We start from the raw sequence: 18,554 nt of genomic DNA on the forward strand, positions 1-18,554 counted from the left end.
GTGATTTCTTGCTGAATGCCTAGCCAATGCGATAGCGGATTTCCGACCGAAGGAAAGGCAGCAAATCCATTTCAAACCATGGATTCTGCTTCAGCCAGCCGCTGTTGCGCCAGGATGGATGCGGCAGCGGCAGCACTTTCGCTCCGCTGGAACTCTCCCAGATGGCACGCCAGTCCATCACCGTTTCCGTCAGCGAGGGGCGGCGCGCGGCGCCCATATGCCAGGACTGCGCATAGATGCCGATCGTCAGCACGAGGTCTATTCGCGGCATCAGGGCCATCAAGGGCGCGCGCCAAGCCGGCGCGCATTCGCGCCTGGGCGGCAGGTCGCCGCCCTTGGCATCCTGGCCGGGAAAGCAGAACCCCATCGGCACGATGGCGAATTTCTCGATGTCGTAGAATTCGTCGCTGGTCACACCAAGCCAGTTGCGCAGGCGGTCGCCGGAAGCATCGGTGAACGGCATGCCTGATAGGTGCACCTTGGTTCCCGGCGCCTGGCTGGCGATCAGGATGCGGGCGCTGGACGAGGGACGCAATACCGGTCGCGGCTCATGTGGCAGCGGCTTGCCGATAGGGTTTTCGACACAGATGCGGCAGGCTCGGACCTCTGCTGCAAAACTGTCCAGTTTCATACTCAAGCGGCGGCACTCGGGCGGCTGGAGACCGCCTGATGCCAGCGCAACACATTGGTGCATTCCTCCGGCACCTTGATGCGGGCCGGCTTCATGAAGTCGATCGCGATCAGGCCGGTTATATCGGCAATCGAATAGCTGTCGCCGGCGGCGAACTCACGGCTCGCCAACTCGCGGTCGAGGATCTTCAGGAACTCGACCGCCTTCGGCTTGTTGGCCTCGCCCCATTCCGGGACCTGCGGGATTTCCCATTCCTTCATGGCAGGATGGATATGGCGAAAGGCCTGCGCGACGCTGCTCAGCAGATTGAGCTCCATCCGCCGCTGCCACATCTCGACCTGCGCCTTGCCGAGCGCGCCATGTCCGAACAGGGCCGGTTCGGGCTGCAACTCCTCGAAATAGCGGCAGATGGCGACGGATTCCGTGATGATCGTGCCGTCGTCAAGTTCCAGCACCGGCAGGCGTTGCAAAGGGTTGCGCGAACTCACTGTTTGGCTCTTGTGCTCCAGCGCGCCCATGTCGACGGACACGATTGGAACCGCGATCCCCTTCTCTGCAAGGAAAACGCGAACCCGCCGCGGATTGGGCGCCCGGCCGCCGTCGTAAAGCTTCATTCGATCCTCCCTTTTCCTTCCCAGCCAAGGCACTTCACCAGAAGCGAAAAATCTCCCGCACGGCGTCGCCGATCGACGCCAGCGTGCCGTGTTTTCGCTCCACCACCTCGCCGTGATGACTGTCGCGCCAGTCCTGCGGCCGGTCGAACGTACCCGCCCAGATACCGACCTTTGCCGCGCGGGCAGTCGCTTCCTCACCTTCGTAGTCGCCGAAGGCAACGGCCCAGCCCGCCTCGACCTGGGCGCGGTTGAGATCCGTGCCGCCGGCCTTGCAGTCGCCAAGCAGCCGGCCATAGCGATCCCGCTGCCAGCCGCTGCAGGTGACCGGCCTGCCGGCGATTAGGCGCACCAGCGACTGGCGCGCAAGCGTGCCACAGGCATAATCCACACCGTTCCTGCGGCAGGTCTGGGTGTATTCCGGGGCATCTATGCCGCGCATGCGGATGCGCTCGGCGCCAAGTGTGATGGAATCGCCGTCATTGATGATCGCCGCACCCTGCGTCTGGCGCGTTTCCACCCGATCGAGACGTGCCGCCAGCAGGATCAGCAACCCCAGAATGATTGTCGTAAGCCCATAATCCAGAAGCCGCCGCCACGGGCTCCTGGGCACCGGTGCGTACCGTCGGCGCGATCTTGGCGACCAGGAACGGCTCATATGGCAAACGGTTGGTTAATCATTCGAACGTAGCTTAACACCTTGAAACCGCTGCACGTATAAATTGAAGTTTTTGATGCCCTTGCAACGCTCGAACACAGCGGACAAGTTCATTGTGGACCGCAGGAAACGGCATCGCAACAGCGATGTCGCGCGCGCGGTGCGCAAGACGCGCGACCGTCTTTCGCAGCAGGCCGGCAATCTCGATTTCGACCGCGAACTGCTGAAACTACACGCGCGCGCCATGACAAGCGGTGCCGTGGTCATCCCGTTGCTCGTCCTGGCGATCGCAGTAGCCGGCCGGCTCGCCGGCGTTGGCAACGAGATCGGGCTCTGGACGCTGTTCACGCTCATCTCCTATACGATCGTCGTCTTCATGGCGCGGCGCATCGAGCGTACGGAAGCTTCCGAGCTCAACCCCTTGCAAGCGAGGCGGGAATTCCTGGCCGGCCATTTCCTTTGCGGTCTCGGCTGGGCCTGGTTCGTCTGGCTTGGCTGCGGCGCTTGCGATGTCGCCCAGTTCCAGGTGGTCAAGGCCGTGGTGCTGCTGTTTGCCATGGCAGGGACCGCGGTCATGGCCTCATCCCTGAGCGGCGCGCTGCTGGCGACCTTTGCCATGCCAGTGGCGCTCTATGCCTATGTTGGCACCAGGCTGTGGATGCCCGTCGAGGCGATCATGGCCGGGCTGCTTGTCTTGTCGCTGCCCTTCTTTGCCTATGTCGCCCACCACATCAACCGCTCCTCCCTGATGCTGTTGTCGTTCCGCTCCGAAAAGGACGCACTGATCGCCGAACTCGAGACGGCGAAATCGATGTCGGACGAGGCGCGGCGGCGGGCTGAGGACGCCAATCTGGCGAAATCGCGTTTCCTCGCTTCGATGAGCCATGAACTGCGCACGCCGCTCAACGCCATTCTCGGCTTTTCCGAGGTGATGGCGAACGAAGTGCTGGGGCCGATGAGCAACCCCACTTATCGCGACTACGCCCATGACGTGCACGACTCCGGCCAGCATCTGCTCGACTTGATCAACGAGATCCTCGACCTGTCGCGTATCGAGGCCGGCCGCTACCAGCTCAACGAAGAGCCGGTGATGTTGCTGAACATCGTCGAGGATTGCTGCCATATGATGGAGTTGAAGGCGCGCAACAAGGACATCCGGGTCATCCAGGATTTCGAACAGACATTGCCGCGTCTGTTCGCCGACGAGCGCGCCGTGCGCCAGATCGCGCTCAACCTTTTGTCCAACGCCATTAAATTCACCGCCACCGGCGGCGAAATCCGCGTCCGCGTCGGCTGGACGGCGGGCGGCGGGCAATACATTTCAATCAAGGACAATGGCCCCGGCATTCCCGAAGACGAGATTCCGATCGTGCTTTCAGCCTTCGGCCAAGGCTCGATCGCCATCAAGAGTGCCGAGCAAGGCACCGGACTTGGCCTGCCGATCGTGCAAGGGCTGCTTGCCATGCATGGCGGCCAATTCGAGCTCCATTCCAAGCTGCGCGAAGGCACCGAGGCGATTGCCATCTTCCCGCTGAGCCGGGTGATGGAAGAGCTGCCGGCGTTGCCGACCGCGGCAGTAGCGGCCCGTCGGCGATAGATACCCCCTGCCGAGCAGCACGCGCCCGGCCCGGCAGAGGAACGCAGACCGCAATGACCGCAGATTGGGATGCCCGCGGCATTGAAATCAGATCGGAGCGGCTTTGCCTGAAGCTGTTTACGCCTGACGATGCGGACGAGGTCTTTGCCGCCATCACGCCCGCAATCACCCGCTTCATGCAATGGGAACCACCTCGATCACCGGCGGCCTTCGCGCAAGTATGGCGATCCTGGCTGACGCTGATCCGTAGTGGGTCGGATTTGCATTTCGTCGCGCGTTCGGTGGCGGACGATCGCTGCCTGGGGCTTATCGGCCTTCACGCGGCAAAGACGGTATCTCCTGAGCTTGGTATTTGGATAAGGGAAGACGCTCAAGGAGACGGTATTGGCCGTGAGGCCATTGGCGCTGTTGTTGAGTGGGCTTCCGAGCGACTCGATCCGGATTGCTTCCAATACCCCGTTGCCGAAAAGAACGTGGCGAGCAGGAGAATCGCGGAAGGCCTTGGCGGGTCGGTCATCGAGACACGATGCAATCCGAAATATACCTCGGTCGTCTATCGTATCCCCAATCTCAGGCGTTGATACCCGAGGGCTTAGCCCCGAACAGCTGCCGCCATGCCCGAACTGGTCAGCGCCGCCGCCTTGACCAGACCTGCGCCAAGTGCCGCCCCCGCCCCCTCGCCGTGGCTCATGCCCAGGTCGAGCAGTGGGCGGAAGCCAAGCAGCTCGGCGGCTCTTGCATGCGCGGACTCCGGCGACAGGCTGGCGAGAAGACAATGGTCTAGCACTGCGGGGTTCGCGGCATAGAGCACCGCCGCAGCGGCCGTTGCCGCAAAGCCGTCGAGCAGCACCGGGATCTTTTGCATCCGCGCGGCGAGGATGGCGCCGGCTATCGCCGCGAACTCGCGGCCGCCGACCCGGCGCAACACTTCCAGCGGGTCCTCTAGATGGTCGCTGTGAAACGCCAGCGCCGCATCGACCACCTCCGCCTTGCGCGCCTGCATAGCCGCATCGGCGCCGGATCCCGGGCCGACCCAATCGGCCCCCCTGCCCCCGAACAGTGCCGCAAACAGGGCGGCGGCGACGGTGGAATTGCCGACGCCGAGATCGCCGAGGCAAAGCAGGTCGGTGCCGCCGGCGATCGCCTCCATGCCGAAGGCCATGGTCGCCGCACAACCGCGTTCATCAAGCGCGGCATCATCGGTGATGTCGCCTGTGGCGATGTGCAAGGCAAGATCGAACACCTTCAGCCCGAGATCGTTGGCGATGCAGATCTGGTTGATCGCCGCACCGCCGGCGGCGCAAAGCTCGACCGCATTGGCTGTCGCCGCCACCGGGCGTGGCGAAATGCCATGCCTGACCACGCCATGATTGCCGGCGAAGACCGCCATCAGCGGCCTTGTCACGGCGGGCGGAGCCCTGCCGCTCCAGGCCGCAAGCCACGCGGCGATCTCCTCGATGCGGCCGAGCGAATGCGCTGGCTTGTCCGCCTTGGCGAACAGCGCATGCACGCGCGCTTCCGCCTTGAGGTCGGCTGCCGGCAAATTGTCGAGCAGGTTGCGAAAATCGTCGAAAGGTAGCGCGCTGGTCATGTCGTGAGCAATCATTCCTGGAGTTGGTGAGCGGCATAGCCGCGTTGCGTGATCGGCACAACCTCTCCCAAACATCCGCCTTGATTGCCGCAAAGATGGCCTGGGAGGGCGCGATCGCGAGGGCTTGCATTGGCTTTGCCGTTGCACCATGTGGAGATGGAAGAGCGGAATCCAAACGGGTCGCTCGTGAGAAAGTCATGACGGCCATCGAATCCCCCTGCATCCTGGTCTGTTCGATCGACATGAAAACCGGCTTCTGTTTCGGTTGCGGCCGCACGCGCGAGGAAATCGGCGCCTGGATGGGGATGACGCCCGAAACGCGTCGCAATGTGATGGCCGAACTGCCGGCCCGGCTGGAAACGGTCGAGCGCCGGCCGCGCCGGGAAACGCGCCGCACCCGCATGGCGCGCCAACGCGACGCACTCTAGCGAGGCACGGATGAGCAGCCGGCTGTTCTGGATTATGATGGCGGTGATCGGCGTGGGAGCGGTCCTGCTCATGCTCAACGACTCCGCCGGCAGCACGCTTGGCGTGGAAAATTATGATTTCGGCCGGCTGATCTGGCTTGGCGCCTTCGGCGCGCTGATCGGTGCCGGCCTGCTGCGGTCAGGCCGCCCGCTGGGCGCGATGGCCCGCAACCTTGGCGCCTGGGCGGCAATCGTGCTCGCTCTGATCACCGGCTACCAGTATCGCTACGAACTGCAGGACGTAGCCAGCCGGGTGACAGCCGGCCTCGTCCCCGGCAGTCCGCTGGCGCTTGGCGTCGAAGACGGCCACGCCACCGTGACCCTCGACAAGGCCGACAACGGCCATTTCGAGGCGCGCATCCTGGTCAACGGCAACCCGGTGCGGGCCGTGGTCGATACCGGCGCGACCAGCACGGTGCTGACGTCCGAAGACGCGCAAGCCGCCGGCTTCAACCCCGCCGCGCTCAACTACACCATACCGGTTTCGACAGCCAACGGCATGGCGCGCGCCGCGGCGGTCAAGACCGACGCGGTGGCGATCGGCGGCATCGTGCGCAAGAACATGTCGGTGATGGTCGCGGCTCCTGGCATGCTGAGCCAGAGCCTGCTCGGCATGAACTTCATCGGCTCACTGTCGGGCTTCGACGTGCGCGGCGACCGCATGATTCTCAGGGATTAAAGCAATCCACCGTTTCACGGAGACGGTGAACTTGACGCAATTCACGGACGGAAAACCGTTTCCACTTTTCCTGGAATTGCTCCAGGTCAGGCCGCTTCGGCGGTCCCTGCGCCAAATTCGACGGCCGCAAACGCCGTCTTCAGCACATCAGGCCCGGCACCGGGCCGGTTTGCATCGGTCGACAGGATCTGGCGGTAACGGCGCGCACCGGGCAACCCATGGAACAGCCCGACCATATGGCGGGTGACATGGCCGAGCCGTCCGCCCTGTTCGATGTGGCGCGCTGCATAACCCGCCATCGCGTCGATAAGCGCTGCGAAATCGAACGCCTCGGGCTTTGCGCCGTAGAAGCCGGCGTCGACGCCGGCCAGAATGCCTGGCGTGTGGTAGGCGGCGCGGCCAAGCATGGCGCCGTCAACCTGATCGAGATGCGCCCGCGCCTCTTCAAGTGACTGAATACCCCCATTGATCCCGATGAATTTGCTCGGTTTTTCAACCTTAAGCCGATAGACCCTGTTATAGTCGAGCGGCGGAATATCGCGGTTTTCCTTGGGGCTCAACCCTTCCAGCCACGCCTTGCGCGCATGCACCCACAAGGCGTCGGCGCCGGCATTGAAAACCCCGTTCGCCAGTGCATCGAGCGCCGGCTCCGGGTCCTGTTCGTCGACACCGATGCGGCATTTGACGGTGACGGGGATGGTCACCGCAGCTTTCATCGCCTCGACGCACTCGGCGACAAGGTTGGGCACTTTCATCAGGCAGGCCCCGAACGTCCCCGACTGGACGCGGTCGGACGGGCAGCCGACATTGAGATTGATTTCGTCATAGCCGAAGGCCTCGCCAATGCGCGCGGCCTCGGCAAGTTTCGCGGGATCGGAACCGCCGAGCTGCAAGGCGACCGGATGTTCCACCGCATCGAAGCCAAGCAACCGATCGCGCGCGCCGTGGAGGACCGCGTCTGCCACCACCATTTCGGTGTAAAGCAGCGCACGGTTCGTCAGCTGGCGATGGAAGAACCGGCAATGCCGGTCCGTCCAATCCATCATCGGGGCCACGGCCACGCTATGTTCTTGATTTTTCGCCATTTTTTTACATCAATTCGTGAGTCGCAATCGCGGATACGCCTCTTTACGCCAGAATACGACCCTTTTCGCCACGTTTCGTTCTGTCAGTGCACACGGAGCGCACACGAAAAAATGGCCATCTACACAAAGCTCTCGTCCGGTTCCTGGCGTGTCCAAGTCCGTCGCAAAGGTCGCTATGTCAGCGAGACCGAGACGACGCACGCCGCTGGGCGACCGAAACCGAGCGCCAAGTCGATCGTGGTGAGACGCCGACCAAGTCCCGTATAGCGCGCCTGAAGACCTTCGGCGAACTCATCGATCTTCATATCGACGACATGTGCGATGTAGGCAAGTCCCCTCGCCGCTCCAAGGCCTCAGCCCTTGATATGCTGCAAAGGCATCTTGGCAAATGCAACATTTTTGCACTCGATCGAGAACGGCTCATTCGCTTCGGTCGTGATCGGGCCGCCCAAGGCGCTGGACCGATGACGCTAGGCATAGACATCGGCTTCATAAAACTTGTCCTGTCTCATGCTGCGGCCGTCCACGGTCTACCGGTGAAGGTCGAACCCGTAGATTTCGCGCGTATGGCACTTAAGCGCCTCGGTCTTGTCGGCAAGGGGTGTGAGCGCGACAGGCGGCCCACCCACCTGCCATGGCGGTGACCAGGGTTGCGACATCGGACGAATGCAGCACCTTGCCGCCCATCATCTGCAACTGGTGCTGATGTCGCTAAAGCCCGGACAGGACATTGGGATGGAAACGCACAAGACCCACCACCAGTTCTTTCGGGTCGAGAAGGGCAAGGGCGAGATCGTCATCGACGGGACTACGCACAAGCTAAAGAGCGGCGACGCGATCCTTGTGCCTGCGGGCGCCTCCCACAATCTGATCAATGTGGGTGCGAAGAGCCTGAAGGTCTACACCATCTACGGTCCACCAAATCATCGCGACCAGCTGGTCCAAAGCAAGAAGTCGATCGCCGAGTCGTCGTCGGAGCACTTCGACGGGAAGACTACCGAATAGCGCGCACTGGCAACCTTGCGCGCTCGTAGATTCTCATTGGGGTCGTTGCGCTGTACGCCTGCTGGCTACCCGATGCAGAGTAGAGCTATTCCTGGCCGCTGGACGGCTGCCACGTGTTAGCGCTCTCCTGCCTTGGTGACCGGTTTAACCCGCGCCGGACCCACAGGGCCGCCTTTTGTATTCGGGAGCGGCTCCTTTCTGGTGGTGCCGTTTGCGATGGTGACCACGCTGTCGTAGAAACCTTTGCCGCTGGAGGATCTTGGAGGCGTGGCATCATGCATGATGCTGATCACCGTCGTGCTCGGACAGGCATCCTTGATCGCTTGGTGGAAGGCAACCGTGGCATCGGGGTCGAGGGCGCTCGTCGACTCGTCCAGAAACAGCAGCCCCGGCTGCAGCAGGAGTATCCGCGCGAGTATGACCTTCTGCTTCTGACCGCCGGACAGAAGCTGGTCCCAGCTATGCCCGTTGCGCCCCTCCTCGGCGAGGTCGCCGGCAAACTCCGCAAGGCCTGCCTTGGTCAGCGCGACCGCGACGTCTACATCCGAATGGGCCTCAACAAGATCAGGCATGCAAATCAGTTCTTTGAGGGATATGGGCGGTAGGTTCACATCCTGAGCTGCATACAGACTTCGCACGCTCTCAGGCAGAATTGTCGTACCGCGACCATGCGGCCAGAGGCGATTGATGGCCTTGAACAGAGACGACTTGCCGCTGCCCGACTCTCCGACGAGCAAGGTCCATTCTCCTGGCTTGAAGTGGTGCTCGCCGGTCCTGATAAAGGGCGCATCATCGCCCTCATGCATCAGTTCCAGATCATTGAGGGTCAGGCCGAGTTTGGGGTCCTGGGTGCTGTAGCGCAGTTCCGAAAGGCCGGTTCGCGCGTAGAACTCGCGCGGCCGCTGCACATCCTCGATCGCCCTTGCAAGCTCGGTCAGGCGACCTGAATTCGCCTTGAGCGTCGATATGTCCGGCATGACGTGGATAAACCAGGAACAAGCAACTATCAGCGCATTCGCCAGTTCGGCTCCCGTAACGTAGGTTTGCAAGCTGATCTCGTTGTCCACATAGGGCAACAGGCCCGGCGCGTAGGCAACAATCCGAGAACCTAGGAAATTGTAGAAGAGCTCAAACGCCATATATCCGGAAACCAGCTTGTTGAGCCTCGCCCAGGTGCGATCAATGTCGAGATAGCGGCGTTTGTGGATGCCCTTCTGCGCAATCTCGCCCGAAGCGGCGGCGGTATAAAAGCTGTTGTGGAGAAGCCTGTTCAGTTCGCCGCGGTAACTGCCTTCGGCCCTCTGCATCGTGTTGTCCAGCACCTGCAACACAGCCCCCAGCTTCGTCGCGACGAAGGTTGCAATCGGGACGTAGGCAATGACGGCGACAAGCGTCAGGAAGGCGCTGCCGTAGCTGCCGAAGAAGGGCAGTCCATCAACCGGAGCGGACGTTTCGACGATCTTGCTGCCAACAAAGACAAGTGACAGCAGCACCCCTGCGATACCCATTGCGACGCCAATGGCACCGCCGGCCATTCCCTTGATCAATTCCTGGACACGCTGATCAATATTGTCGGGGACCGAGATCTTGGGCGGTATGGCACGGGTGGCGCCATGTTGGAGGTGATAGTGCGTATGGTTGCTGTCGAGCAGCGCATCGTTGAACCGCTGATCAAGCCAAGCACGCCACTTGCGGTGCAGCGTCGTCGAGAAATAGTGACGGACGGGGATGAAGCCTACATCCCGAAGGACCACGATCGCGCCAAGTATTGCGGCACTCTCCAGGATGGTTCTCAGCGTCGCGGGATCTTCAGGACGGTGAAGAAGCGCGATCGCGCTGACAAGCTGGCCCGACACCTCTGCAAACCAGACACTGGCCAAGGCCGACAAGGCTGTAAGTATGATGATGACCGACGTCAGCCCCCATGCCTCCAGCCACTTCTTCGATCGCCAATAGGCGGCCATCAGGCCGGAGAAGCTGCGCATCGAAGAAACGGGAGTTGCCGGTTGCTGCCCTACCGAGCGACGGCTCAACCAGCGCAACGCGACCTCCCGCCGTTGATGAGCGGGTGTCTACGCACGCAACGCTCCTTGCATATGAAACGGGCTCTTCCCCCCGACAGGATGAGGGTCACCAAAGAGCAGGATTCTGTACAAGGCATCTTGGGTGACGCCAAGAGACAATTTGCTGTTGCCGATATGGTACCGGATTCCTGACGGCTACTGACACGGACTGATGGCGGTTCCTTGCCTTCATTCAATGGTGCCGATCTCACTCCGAAATCTTGCTAACGGGCTCTGAGGTGGACCTGATACGAGCAAGGTCCGGCCGAAATGGATACCCTGCGTTCTGTGAACGGTCAGCGCATAGGCAAGCTAGGCTCCGGCCATCCGCCATTTCATGCCCGTTTGGCTTGGAACTCTACATCGATGTCGCGGAGCTGGGCTGGCCAAATCTTAGTCCGCTACTAAGGCACCGGCAAAGCTGACCTAAACGGCCGATATCAGGCGCCAAGCTGCCGTGCCTGGATCGGGCAACGTCGGGTCGTTGCCCGACGGACCGCCGGCCGGAAAGAAACGTGCCTGGCAGCGCGAGTACGATGATCGGCAAGGCCGAGCGCCGCACTGTGGGCAGGAAACAACTGCGCGCGACGTCACGCCGTCTGCACAGCGCCTACCAAGCAAGGGGTTGGTTGCGGAAATCGACGAAATGAATGCCACCAGCGCCCGAACGGGCGATCAGCGTCTCGGCAATTCCGGCGGCGCTCGTCTCTATGTCGAGCGGCGCCCCGTTGCCACCCATCTCCGTGCGTACCCATCCCGGCGACATGGCGATATAGGTTCGCCCGTCTCCTTTGCGGATCGCGAAACTTTTCATCATCTGATTGAGGGCCGCCTTGCTGGCGCGATAGATCTCCCATCCGCCGCCGGCATTGTCGTTGATGCTGCCCATGTCCGAAGACATCGCTGCGACAACGCCTCCGGGATCGACCAGATCGTGGAGCGCCCCAATGACGCGCAGCGGAGAAAGCGCGTTCGTGACCATGACGTCCACGAAGTCCTGTGTCGAGACGGTTTCCGCGGCAATGGAAGGGTCAATAGCAACGCCCGCATTGACGAACAAAACGTCGAGCGCGCGCGCCGAGAGCATCTTCCGAAGGGCCGTTAGGTCTTCTGGTTTGTTGATGTCCATGTGCGCAATGGAAACCAACCCATTGCCGGCAAGGGTTTCCAGGGCGCCGCGGCCATGCGCGCTGCGTACGGTCGCTATCACCTCCCATCCGCGTGAGACGAAGGCATGAGCGAGCCCGAGACCCAGGCCTCGCGATGCACCGACGACGAGGGCGACTTTTCGATCTGGCATCTTAGTCCCTTTCTGGGCCTGCTCCTGTCTGGCGAATAATAAGCGCCATGCCTCACCCCACCTTCAGCCCGCCGAAGCAGGCATATTTCAGCTCAACATATTCCTCGATGCCGTACTTGGAGCCCTCCCGGCCAAAACCGCTTTCCTTGATGCCGCCGAACGGGGCAAGCTCGGTGGAGATCAGGCCTTCGTTGATGCCAACCATGCCGAACTGCAATTCTTCGAGGACGTGCCAGATGCGGTTGACATCACGGGCGTAAAAATAGGCCATCAGGCCGTAGCGCGTGTCGTTGGCGAGGCGGATGACTTCCGCTTCGTCCTTGAAGCGAAAGACCGGAGCGATCGGACCGAAGGCTTCTTCCTGCGCCAGCCGCATCGGCGCCTGCATTCCGCTCAGCACAGTCGGTTCGAACCAGGTGCCGCCGAGCGCATGCGGCTTGCCGCCAGTCTCGATGCGCGCGCCGCGATCCACGGCGTCGCCGACAAGCTCCGCCACTTTCGCCACGGCTTTTGCGTTGATGAGCGGCCCCTGCACCACCTCCGGCGCGGCGCCGTCACCGACTTTCAGGCTAGCAACCTGCTCGGTCAGCTTTGCGACGAAGGCAGCGTGGATGCCGTCCTGCACATAGATGCGGTTGGTGCAGACGCAGGTCTGGCCGGAATTGCGGAATTTCGAGGCGATAGCACCGGCGACGGCGAGATCGAGGTCGGCGTCGTCGAAGACGATGAACGGTGCATTGCCGCCGAGTTCCAGCGACAGTTTCTTGAGCGTATCGGCGCACTGCCGCATCAGGAGCTTGCCGACTGCTGTCGAGCCGGTGAAGGAGAGTTTTCGGATCACCGGATGCTCGCAGAGCAGGCGCCCGATGCCGGCGGCATCCTTCGACGGCACGATGTTGAGCACGCCGGCCGGAATGCCGGCCTGCCGGGCAAGCTCGGCCATTGCGAGCGCCGTCAGCGGCGTTTCCTCGGAGGGTTTGACGACCATGGTGCAGCCGGCGGCGAGTGCGGCCGCCGCCTTGCGGGTGATCATCGCCAGCGGGAAATTCCAGGGCGTGATGGCGGCACACACGCCGATCGGCTGTTTCAACACGATGAAACGCCGGTCACGACCGGCCGACGGGATGACGTCGCCATAGACGCGTTTGGCTTCTTCCGAGAACCAGTCGACGAAGGAGGCGCCGAAGGCGACCTCGCCGCGTGCCTCGTAGAGCGGCTTGCCCTGCTCGGCCGTGATCATCTGGGCAAGATCCTCGGTATGGGCGGTGATCAGGTCGAACCAGGCGCGCAGTAGCTTGGCCCGTTCCTTGGCCGGGCGCTGGCGCCAGTCCACGAGCGCGCGCTCGGCCGCAAGGATCGCCCGCTCGACGTCGGCGGCCGCAAGATCGGCGACGCGCGCGATAACCGCGCCCGTCGCCGGATTGCGAACCTCGAAGGTCGAGCCCGTGTCCGCCCCGGCCCAGGCGCCATCGATGAAGGCCTGATCGTGAAGCAGCGCGAGCGTCATTGTCCGCGCTCCACCTTTTCCAGTGCCGCCCGCAGGGTGTCCTTGAGGATGGCAATGCCTTCGTCGAGATGGTCGAAGGGAATGGTCAGCGGCGTCAGCACACGCACGACATTGCCATGCACGCCGCAGGAGAGCAGCAGCAGGCCCTTTTCGGCAGCGGTGTGCGTGATGGCTTTCACCAGTTCAGGCCAGGGCTGGCGCGTCTCGCGGTCACGCACGAATTCGATCGCCACCATGGCACCAACGCCGCGGACCTCGCCGATGCAGGAAAATTCGTTGCCCTCCTGCCAGCCCTCGAAGACCGCCTTCAGCCGGCGGCCGACCTCGTTGGCGCGGTCGATCAGCTTCTCGTCCTCGATGATCTCAAGCACCGCGATCGACGCGGCGCAGGATAGCGGGTTACCGGCAAAGGTGGAGCCGACGCCGCCCATCGGGATCTTGTCCATGACATCGGCGCGGCCGGTGACGGCGGCGATCGGGAAGCCGCCGCCAAGGCCCTTGGCCATGACGACGATATCGGCGGCAACGCCGGCATGTTCCATCGCGAACATTTTTCCGGTTCGGGCAAAGCCCGTCTGGATCTCGTCGGCGATCAACAGGATGCCGTGCCTGTCGCAAATCTCGCGCAGCGTGCGCAGGAACGTGACGGGCGCCGGGTAGAAACCGCCCTCGCCCTGCACCGGTTCGACGAAAATGCCGGCGACGCGCGTCGGATCGACCTCGGAGCGGAAGAAGCGGTCGAGGGCGGTCAGGGATTCCTGCTCGGAAATGCCGTGATAGGGGATCGGGAACGGCAGGTGGAAGACATCCGGCACCAGCGGGCCGAAGCCGGCCTTGTAAGGATTGGTCTTGCCGGTCAGCGTCATCGCCATCAGCGTGCGGCCATGGAAGGCACCGGAGAAGGCGACAAAGGCCGAGCGGCCGGTCGCGGCGCGGGCAATCTTGGCGGCGTTCTCCACGGCCTCGGCGCCGGTGGAGACGAGAAAAGTCTTCTTCGGGAAGTCACCCGGCACCAGCTCGTTCAGCTTCTCGCAGACAGTGACATAGTCGATATAGGGCGTGGTCTGGAACGAGGTGTGCGTGACCTTGTCGAGCTGGTTGCGCACGCGCTCGACCACCTTCGGATGGCGATGGCCGGTGTTGTTGACGGCGATGCCAGCGGCAAAATCGATGTAGCGCTTGCCTTCGACGTCCCACAGTTCGGCGTTCTCCGCCTTCTCGATATAGACGTCGAGATGTTTCGACAGGCCGGCCGGAATGGCGGCTGCGCGCCGCGCCGTGAAGGCAGCGTTCGTGGACATGGGTATCTCCTTGGACAGTTTGTTATGGCGCGGCGCTTGTCGCGGCGCTTGAAGTTGTCGGCCCCATCCCTGACGGACGGGGCCGGCGCATCGATTGCTAGACTGCGGCCTTGGCGCGGCGGGCGTCCCGGTCGATCTTCCAGTCGACGCATTCCTGAGAGCAATAGATGCTCCCGTCATGCGTCTTCCTGCGGGCGGAATCCTCGGCCGAGGCCTCGTAGATCAGCACGCCGCAATTGGCGCATTTGGTGTAGCTTTCAATGTAAAGCCCGTTCAGCGAGAACTTCATGGTCTCAGGCCTCCTGATAGCCGTAGTGTTTGTGAGCGGCCGCCTTCGAGACGTAGCCCTCGCGGACATCCTCCGCGACCGCCGCCGGATCGCGCTTTGCGGGCTCGCCGTAGCCGCCGCCGCCAGGGGTGACGAGCCGCACGCGATCGCCGCGGCGAATGGAGACGTTGGAGTAGCGGCTGGTCGAGGCCTTGCCATAGGCTTCGCGCATCGTCTGCCAGTCGCTCCGCCCGGACTTCATGACCAGCGTCGCGCCGAGGCCGCCTTCCGTGCCGCCATTCAGGCCCCAGGGGGCCAGCAAGTGCCGGTCAGTCATCTGCGAGCAGATGATTTCGTCGTTGAGGCACAGCATCTGCTTGGAATAGCCGACCCCACCACGATATTCGCCGGCACCGCCGGCATCGACGTTGAAGGCGAGGCTTTCGATGCGCCAGGGGAAGCGCGTCTCGTAGACTTCGACCGGCGTGATGCGGCAATTGCCGTTGATCGAGTCGACGCCGTCATTGCCATCGGCAAAGGCGCGGCCGCCCCAGCCGACCGCTTCGAGGTCGTAACAGGCGAAATACTCGCCTGTGTCGGCATCGACGCCGCCGAAGACGAAGTTGCAGTGGGTGGCACCCTCCGCCGCCATCACCCGGTTCGGGATCGCCGGGGCCATGGCGCCGAGGATCGTGCCGACGATGCGTGGATGGGTTTCGGTGTTGCCGCCGACTTCCGGCGCGGGGAAGTCCACGTTGACGATGGTGCCGGGCGGCGCCATGACGCGGATCGGCCGGAAGCAGCCGGAATTGCGCGGGATCGTCGGGTCGGTCATGTGTAGCACGGCGTTGTAGGCCGCCGATGTGGCAACGCCGAGCGTTGCGTTGATCGGGCCGGAGGCCTGCGGCGAGGAACCGTGATAGTCGACGATGATCTCGCCGCCGCGCTTATGCACTTCGACAGCGACCGTATAAGTGCGGTCGGCGTCGATACCGTCGCTCTCAATCTTGTCGGAGAAGGCATAGATGCCGTCCGGGATCGCCTCCAGTTCGGCACGCATGCGGCGCTCCGAATAGAGCAGCAAGTCGTTGACCGTCTCCTTGATTTTCTCCTTGCCGTACTTCTGGTAGATTTGCGTCATCTGCTTTTCGCCGAGGTCGACGGCGGCGATGAGGGCGCGCAGATCACCATAGTTGACGCGCGGCGTACGCACGTTGGCGAGAAGCAGCTTCCAGACCTCGATATTGTCCTTGCCGCGCTTCTTGATCTTGACCGGCGGAATGCGAAGGCCCTCCTGGAAAATTTCCGTCGCCTCGCCGCAGAAGCCGCCAGGCGCCATGCCGCCGACTTCGGCGATATGGCCGATGGCGACAGCAAAGCCCATGATCTCGCCATCGACGAAGATCGGCTTGAAGAAGGTGTGCTCCGGCGTGTGCAGGCCCCCGCGATAGGGGTCGTTGTGCAGGATGACGTCGCCCTCCTCGATCTCGTCGATCGGGATTTCCTTGAGGCAGGATTTGACGAGCAACGGCATGCCACCGATCTGCGCCGGGCAATAGTCGGCGACCGCGATCATGTCGCCGTTCATGTCGGCAAGCCCGCAAGTGAAGTCGAGCGCCTCGTTGAAGATCGTCGAATAGGACGTCTTCATCAACACGATCCCCATCTCCTTGCAGAGAGAGACCATGCTGGATTCCAGAATGTTCATCGTAACGAAGTCCATGATGGTACTCCTCAGGCCGAAATGATCAGATTGCCGAGCCGGTCGACGCGCAGCGTCTGTTTCGGCTGCAAAATGGTGACGGAGGCGCTTTCCTCCACAATGGCGGGACCGGCGACGGTCTGCCCCTGCTTGAACGTGCCGCGGTCGTAGGTCTTCACCTCGTGCCAGCCGTCCTCGAAGCGTACCTTGCGGCTGCCCGAGGACGCCGGCGTGCCTTCGCCCTTTTCGAGCTCCCGCATCTTCGGCTTTTCGGAGACGGCGACGGCGACGACCTTGAGATTGACCGTCTCGATGGTTTCACCCGGAATGGAGAAGCCGAAGCGGTTCTGGTGCTCCTCGTGGAAGCGTTCCCAGAGGCTTGCTATGGTCTCCTCGGTGAACTGGTTGGCCGGGAAGCTCAGCTCCAGCTCGTGGTTCTGGCCGAAGTAGCGGGCCTCGATGGAGCGGTAGATCTCCACCTTCTGCTGGTAGCCCTGGGAGACCAGCTCGGCGATGGCGCCATCCACCAGTTCCGTCATCGCCGCCGTGGCGCGGGCACCGTCGAAGTATTTCGAGATCTGCTGCACCGTGCGATGCCGGTCAACACGCGCATCGGTCATGATGAAGCCGAAGGCGGAGAACTGGCCGGGATAGTTCGGCACGATGCCTTGCGGAATGCCGGAAATATCCATCAGGTCGCAGATATGCACCGGTCCCGCCCCGCCCGAGGCGACGAGCGAGAAATCGCGCGGATCAAGGCCGCGCTGGAGGAGAACGGCACGCAGTGCGCCCAGCATGTTGTTGTTGGCGATCTGCACCATGGCGAAGGCAGCAGCATCGACCTCGAGGCCGAGCTGGTCGGCGATCGTCTTGACCGCGCGATGCGCCGCCCCGGCGTCGAGCTTCATCTTGCCGCCGAGGAAGTAGTCGGGGTTGATGCGGCCGAGCACGACATTGGCGTCCGTCACCGTGGCATTCTCGCCGCCACGGCCGTAGCAGGCGGGCCCCGGGGCAGCGCCGGCCGATTGCGGGCCCATGCGCAACATGCCGCCCTTGTCGATCCAGGCGATGGAGCCGCCGCCGGCGCCGATCGTGTGGATGTCGATCATCGGGATCTGGATCGGCAGGCCCCATTCGATCTCGAAGCTCGTCGTCACATGCTCCATGCCGTCCACGACGGTCGAACAATCGGTCGAGGTTCCACCCATGTCGAAGGTGACGAGGTTCTTGATGCCGGTGAGTTCGGAGAGGACGCGGGTGGCGACAACCGCACCGGTCGGGCCGGAGAGCGTCATCTGCACCGGCGCTTCTGCAGCACCTTTCAGCGTCGATTCACCGCCGTTAGACTTGATCACGCCGATCCTGTCGCCGATGCCGATGCCATCGAGGCGCTTCTGCATGCGGTGGAAATTGTCGGAGACGATGGGCTTCAGATAGGCGTCGGCAATCGTGGTCGAGGCGCGGTCGTATTCCTTCCATTTCGGCAGCACCTCGTAAGAGATCGAGATCGGCATGCCGGGCAATTCTTCCGCAAGGATGTCGCGGATGCGCTGCTCGTGGCTCGGATCGATATAGGAGAACAGCGTGCAGACAGCGATTGCCTCGATCGTGCCGTCGGCCTTGATCGTTGCGGCCACCTCGCGCACGGCCGCCTCATCGAGCGCCGTGACAAGCTCGCCCTTGGCGCTGAAACGCCCGCCGATCTCATAGGTGTCGGCGCGCTTCATCAACGGCTTGGTCTTGATCCAGGTAATGTCGTAGTGACTGCGGCGATCGCCGCGCTGAATGAAGGGAACATCGCGAAAACCGGTCGTCGTGACATAGGCGACCTTCGCGCCGCGCCTCGTCAGCAGCGCGTTGGTGGCGATCGTCGTGCCGAGACGGATCTTGTCGACGCTTGCGACATCCTCTACCTGCGCGAGCCCCTGGAGCACGCCTTCGATCGGTTCGGAGGGTGTCGTCAGGTTCTTCCAGTTTTCGATGGTACCGGTCGCCGCATCGTAGGAAACGAAGTCGGTAAACGTTCCCCCGATGTCGATGCCGATGATTTTCGTGTCAGGCATTATGTCCTCATTTCTCATGGATAGGA

Annotated in this window: 17 protein-coding genes; 5 read left to right on the top strand and 12 right to left on the bottom strand. The window is 62.6% G+C overall.

Going from position 1 to position 18,554, the window contains the following annotated elements; all coding sequences use genetic code 11:
* Window positions 1-19: 19 nt before the first annotated feature.
* From AC1VON_RS20965 to AC1VON_RS20975, 3 genes are read right to left on the bottom strand one after another with little or no spacing between them, the layout of a single operon-like run.
* Window positions 20-694, bottom strand: coding sequence for a uracil-DNA glycosylase family protein (locus AC1VON_RS20965; protein WP_172350526.1), 675 nt, complete (start codon window positions 692-694; stop codon window positions 20-22).
* Window positions 634-1,245, bottom strand: coding sequence for a glutathione S-transferase (locus AC1VON_RS20970; RefSeq protein ID WP_483124709.1), 612 nt, complete (start codon window positions 1,243-1,245; stop codon window positions 634-636). Before AC1VON_RS20970 ends, AC1VON_RS20965 begins: the two co-directional genes overlap by 61 nt.
* Before the next feature lie 34 nt (window positions 1,246-1,279).
* Window positions 1,280-1,900, bottom strand: coding sequence for a thermonuclease family protein (locus AC1VON_RS20975; protein WP_483124710.1), 621 nt, complete (start codon window positions 1,898-1,900; stop codon window positions 1,280-1,282).
* A gap of 76 nt (window positions 1,901-1,976) precedes the next feature.
* On the opposite strand from AC1VON_RS20975, the gene AC1VON_RS20980 reads away from it, so the two are divergent.
* Together AC1VON_RS20980 and AC1VON_RS20985 are read left to right on the top strand one after the other, a co-directional pair.
* Window positions 1,977-3,497, top strand: coding sequence for a sensor histidine kinase (locus AC1VON_RS20980; RefSeq protein WP_483124711.1), 1,521 nt, complete (start codon window positions 1,977-1,979; stop codon window positions 3,495-3,497).
* A gap of 53 nt (window positions 3,498-3,550) precedes the next feature.
* Complete coding sequence (locus AC1VON_RS20985; RefSeq protein ID WP_483124712.1) at window positions 3,551-4,078, top strand: GNAT family N-acetyltransferase; 528 nt, start codon at window positions 3,551-3,553, stop codon at window positions 4,076-4,078.
* Window positions 4,079-4,089: 11 nt separating this feature from the next.
* On the opposite strand, the gene AC1VON_RS20990 is transcribed toward AC1VON_RS20985, so the two are convergent.
* On the bottom strand, window positions 4,090-5,088 hold the full coding sequence (locus AC1VON_RS20990) for a nicotinate-nucleotide--dimethylbenzimidazole phosphoribosyltransferase (RefSeq protein ID WP_483124713.1): 999 nt from the start codon (window positions 5,086-5,088) through the stop codon (window positions 4,090-4,092).
* A gap of 197 nt (window positions 5,089-5,285) precedes the next feature.
* Between AC1VON_RS20990 and AC1VON_RS20995 the strand changes: the two genes are divergently transcribed.
* Both AC1VON_RS20995 and AC1VON_RS21000 read left to right on the top strand, forming a co-directional pair.
* The gene (locus tag AC1VON_RS20995) at window positions 5,286-5,516 is read left to right on the top strand and encodes a DUF1289 domain-containing protein (RefSeq protein WP_483124714.1); all 231 of its coding nucleotides are present in this window, start codon (window positions 5,286-5,288) and stop codon (window positions 5,514-5,516) included.
* A gap of 10 nt (window positions 5,517-5,526) precedes the next feature.
* Window positions 5,527-6,234 carry a TIGR02281 family clan AA aspartic protease gene (locus AC1VON_RS21000; RefSeq protein WP_172350520.1) on the top strand — a complete coding sequence of 236 codons (708 nt, stop codon included), beginning with the start codon at window positions 5,527-5,529 and terminating at the stop codon, window positions 6,232-6,234.
* Window positions 6,235-6,320: 86 nt separating this feature from the next.
* Here AC1VON_RS21000 and dusA read toward each other — a convergent pair whose 3' ends face one another.
* Window positions 6,321-7,319 carry a tRNA dihydrouridine(20/20a) synthase DusA gene (gene dusA / locus AC1VON_RS21005; protein ID WP_483124715.1) on the bottom strand — a complete coding sequence of 333 codons (999 nt, stop codon included), beginning with the start codon at window positions 7,317-7,319 and terminating at the stop codon, window positions 6,321-6,323.
* Between the two features lie 666 nt (window positions 7,320-7,985).
* Here dusA and AC1VON_RS21010 point away from each other — a divergent pair.
* Window positions 7,986-8,324 (top strand): cupin domain-containing protein, encoded by a 339-nt coding sequence (locus AC1VON_RS21010; protein ID WP_483124716.1) that lies wholly within the window; start codon window positions 7,986-7,988, stop codon window positions 8,322-8,324.
* Between the two features lie 116 nt (window positions 8,325-8,440).
* On the opposite strand, the gene AC1VON_RS21015 is transcribed toward AC1VON_RS21010, so the two are convergent.
* From AC1VON_RS21015 to AC1VON_RS21045, 7 genes are all read right to left on the bottom strand, one after another.
* Window positions 8,441-10,366, bottom strand: coding sequence for an ABC transporter ATP-binding protein/permease (locus AC1VON_RS21015; RefSeq protein WP_483124717.1), 1,926 nt, complete (start codon window positions 10,364-10,366; stop codon window positions 8,441-8,443).
* A gap of 631 nt (window positions 10,367-10,997) precedes the next feature.
* Window positions 10,998-11,687 carry an SDR family NAD(P)-dependent oxidoreductase gene (locus AC1VON_RS21020; RefSeq protein ID WP_483124718.1) on the bottom strand — a complete coding sequence of 230 codons (690 nt, stop codon included), beginning with the start codon at window positions 11,685-11,687 and terminating at the stop codon, window positions 10,998-11,000.
* A gap of 52 nt (window positions 11,688-11,739) precedes the next feature.
* On the bottom strand, window positions 11,740-13,194 hold the full coding sequence (locus tag AC1VON_RS21025; protein WP_483124719.1) for an NAD-dependent succinate-semialdehyde dehydrogenase: 1,455 nt from the start codon (window positions 13,192-13,194) through the stop codon (window positions 11,740-11,742).
* Window positions 13,191-14,495 (bottom strand): 4-aminobutyrate--2-oxoglutarate transaminase, encoded by a 1,305-nt coding sequence (gene gabT, locus AC1VON_RS21030; RefSeq protein WP_483124720.1) that lies wholly within the window; start codon window positions 14,493-14,495, stop codon window positions 13,191-13,193. Before gabT ends, AC1VON_RS21025 begins: the two co-directional genes overlap by 4 nt.
* 97 nt (window positions 14,496-14,592) lie before the next feature.
* Complete coding sequence (locus AC1VON_RS21035) at window positions 14,593-14,784, bottom strand: hypothetical protein (RefSeq protein WP_172350509.1); 192 nt, start codon at window positions 14,782-14,784, stop codon at window positions 14,593-14,595.
* A 4-nt stretch (window positions 14,785-14,788) separates the two neighbouring features.
* Window positions 14,789-16,486, bottom strand: a complete 1,698-nt coding sequence (locus AC1VON_RS21040) for a hydantoinase B/oxoprolinase family protein (protein WP_172350508.1) — start codon at window positions 16,484-16,486, stop codon at window positions 14,789-14,791.
* Window positions 16,487-16,497: 11 nt separating this feature from the next.
* Window positions 16,498-18,528: a hydantoinase/oxoprolinase family protein gene (locus AC1VON_RS21045; protein ID WP_483124721.1), complete on the bottom strand. Its 2,031-nt coding sequence runs from the start codon at window positions 18,526-18,528 to the stop codon at window positions 16,498-16,500.
* Window positions 18,529-18,554: the final 26 nt, after the last annotated feature.

The organism is Mesorhizobium sp. HAY1-8B (assembly GCF_056868045.1).

What these genes read in the sequence shown, in the direction of transcription:
- AC1VON_RS21040 (WP_172350508.1), bottom strand. Translation starts at nt 16,486, where the DNA reads ATGGACTTCGTTACGATGAACATTCTGGAATCCAGCATGGTCTCTCTC.
- AC1VON_RS20975 (WP_483124710.1), bottom strand. Translation starts at nt 1,900, where the DNA reads ATGAGCCGTTCCTGGTCGCCAAGATCGCGCCGACGGTACGCACCGGTG.
- AC1VON_RS21035 (WP_172350509.1), bottom strand. Translation starts at nt 14,784, where the DNA reads ATGAAGTTCTCGCTGAACGGGCTTTACATTGAAAGCTACACCAAATGC.
- AC1VON_RS21045 (WP_483124721.1), bottom strand. Translation starts at nt 18,528, where the DNA reads ATGCCTGACACGAAAATCATCGGCATCGACATCGGGGGAACGTTTACC.
- AC1VON_RS21020 (WP_483124718.1), bottom strand. Translation starts at nt 11,687, where the DNA reads ATGCCAGATCGAAAAGTCGCCCTCGTCGTCGGTGCATCGCGAGGCCTG.
- AC1VON_RS21000 (WP_172350520.1), top strand. Translation starts at nt 5,527, where the DNA reads ATGAGCAGCCGGCTGTTCTGGATTATGATGGCGGTGATCGGCGTGGGA.
- AC1VON_RS20990 (WP_483124713.1), bottom strand. Translation starts at nt 5,088, where the DNA reads ATGACCAGCGCGCTACCTTTCGACGATTTTCGCAACCTGCTCGACAAT.
- AC1VON_RS21010 (WP_483124716.1), top strand. Translation starts at nt 7,986, where the DNA reads ATGCAGCACCTTGCCGCCCATCATCTGCAACTGGTGCTGATGTCGCTA.
- AC1VON_RS20965 (WP_172350526.1), bottom strand. Translation starts at nt 694, where the DNA reads ATGCACCAATGTGTTGCGCTGGCATCAGGCGGTCTCCAGCCGCCCGAG.
- AC1VON_RS21025 (WP_483124719.1), bottom strand. Translation starts at nt 13,194, where the DNA reads ATGACGCTCGCGCTGCTTCACGATCAGGCCTTCATCGATGGCGCCTGG.
- gabT (WP_483124720.1), bottom strand. Translation starts at nt 14,495, where the DNA reads ATGTCCACGAACGCTGCCTTCACGGCGCGGCGCGCAGCCGCCATTCCG.
- AC1VON_RS20985 (WP_483124712.1), top strand. Translation starts at nt 3,551, where the DNA reads ATGACCGCAGATTGGGATGCCCGCGGCATTGAAATCAGATCGGAGCGG.
- AC1VON_RS20980 (WP_483124711.1), top strand. Translation starts at nt 1,977, where the DNA reads ATGCCCTTGCAACGCTCGAACACAGCGGACAAGTTCATTGTGGACCGC.
- AC1VON_RS20995 (WP_483124714.1), top strand. Translation starts at nt 5,286, where the DNA reads ATGACGGCCATCGAATCCCCCTGCATCCTGGTCTGTTCGATCGACATG.
- dusA (WP_483124715.1), bottom strand. Translation starts at nt 7,319, where the DNA reads ATGGCGAAAAATCAAGAACATAGCGTGGCCGTGGCCCCGATGATGGAT.
- AC1VON_RS20970 (WP_483124709.1), bottom strand. Translation starts at nt 1,245, where the DNA reads ATGAAGCTTTACGACGGCGGCCGGGCGCCCAATCCGCGGCGGGTTCGC.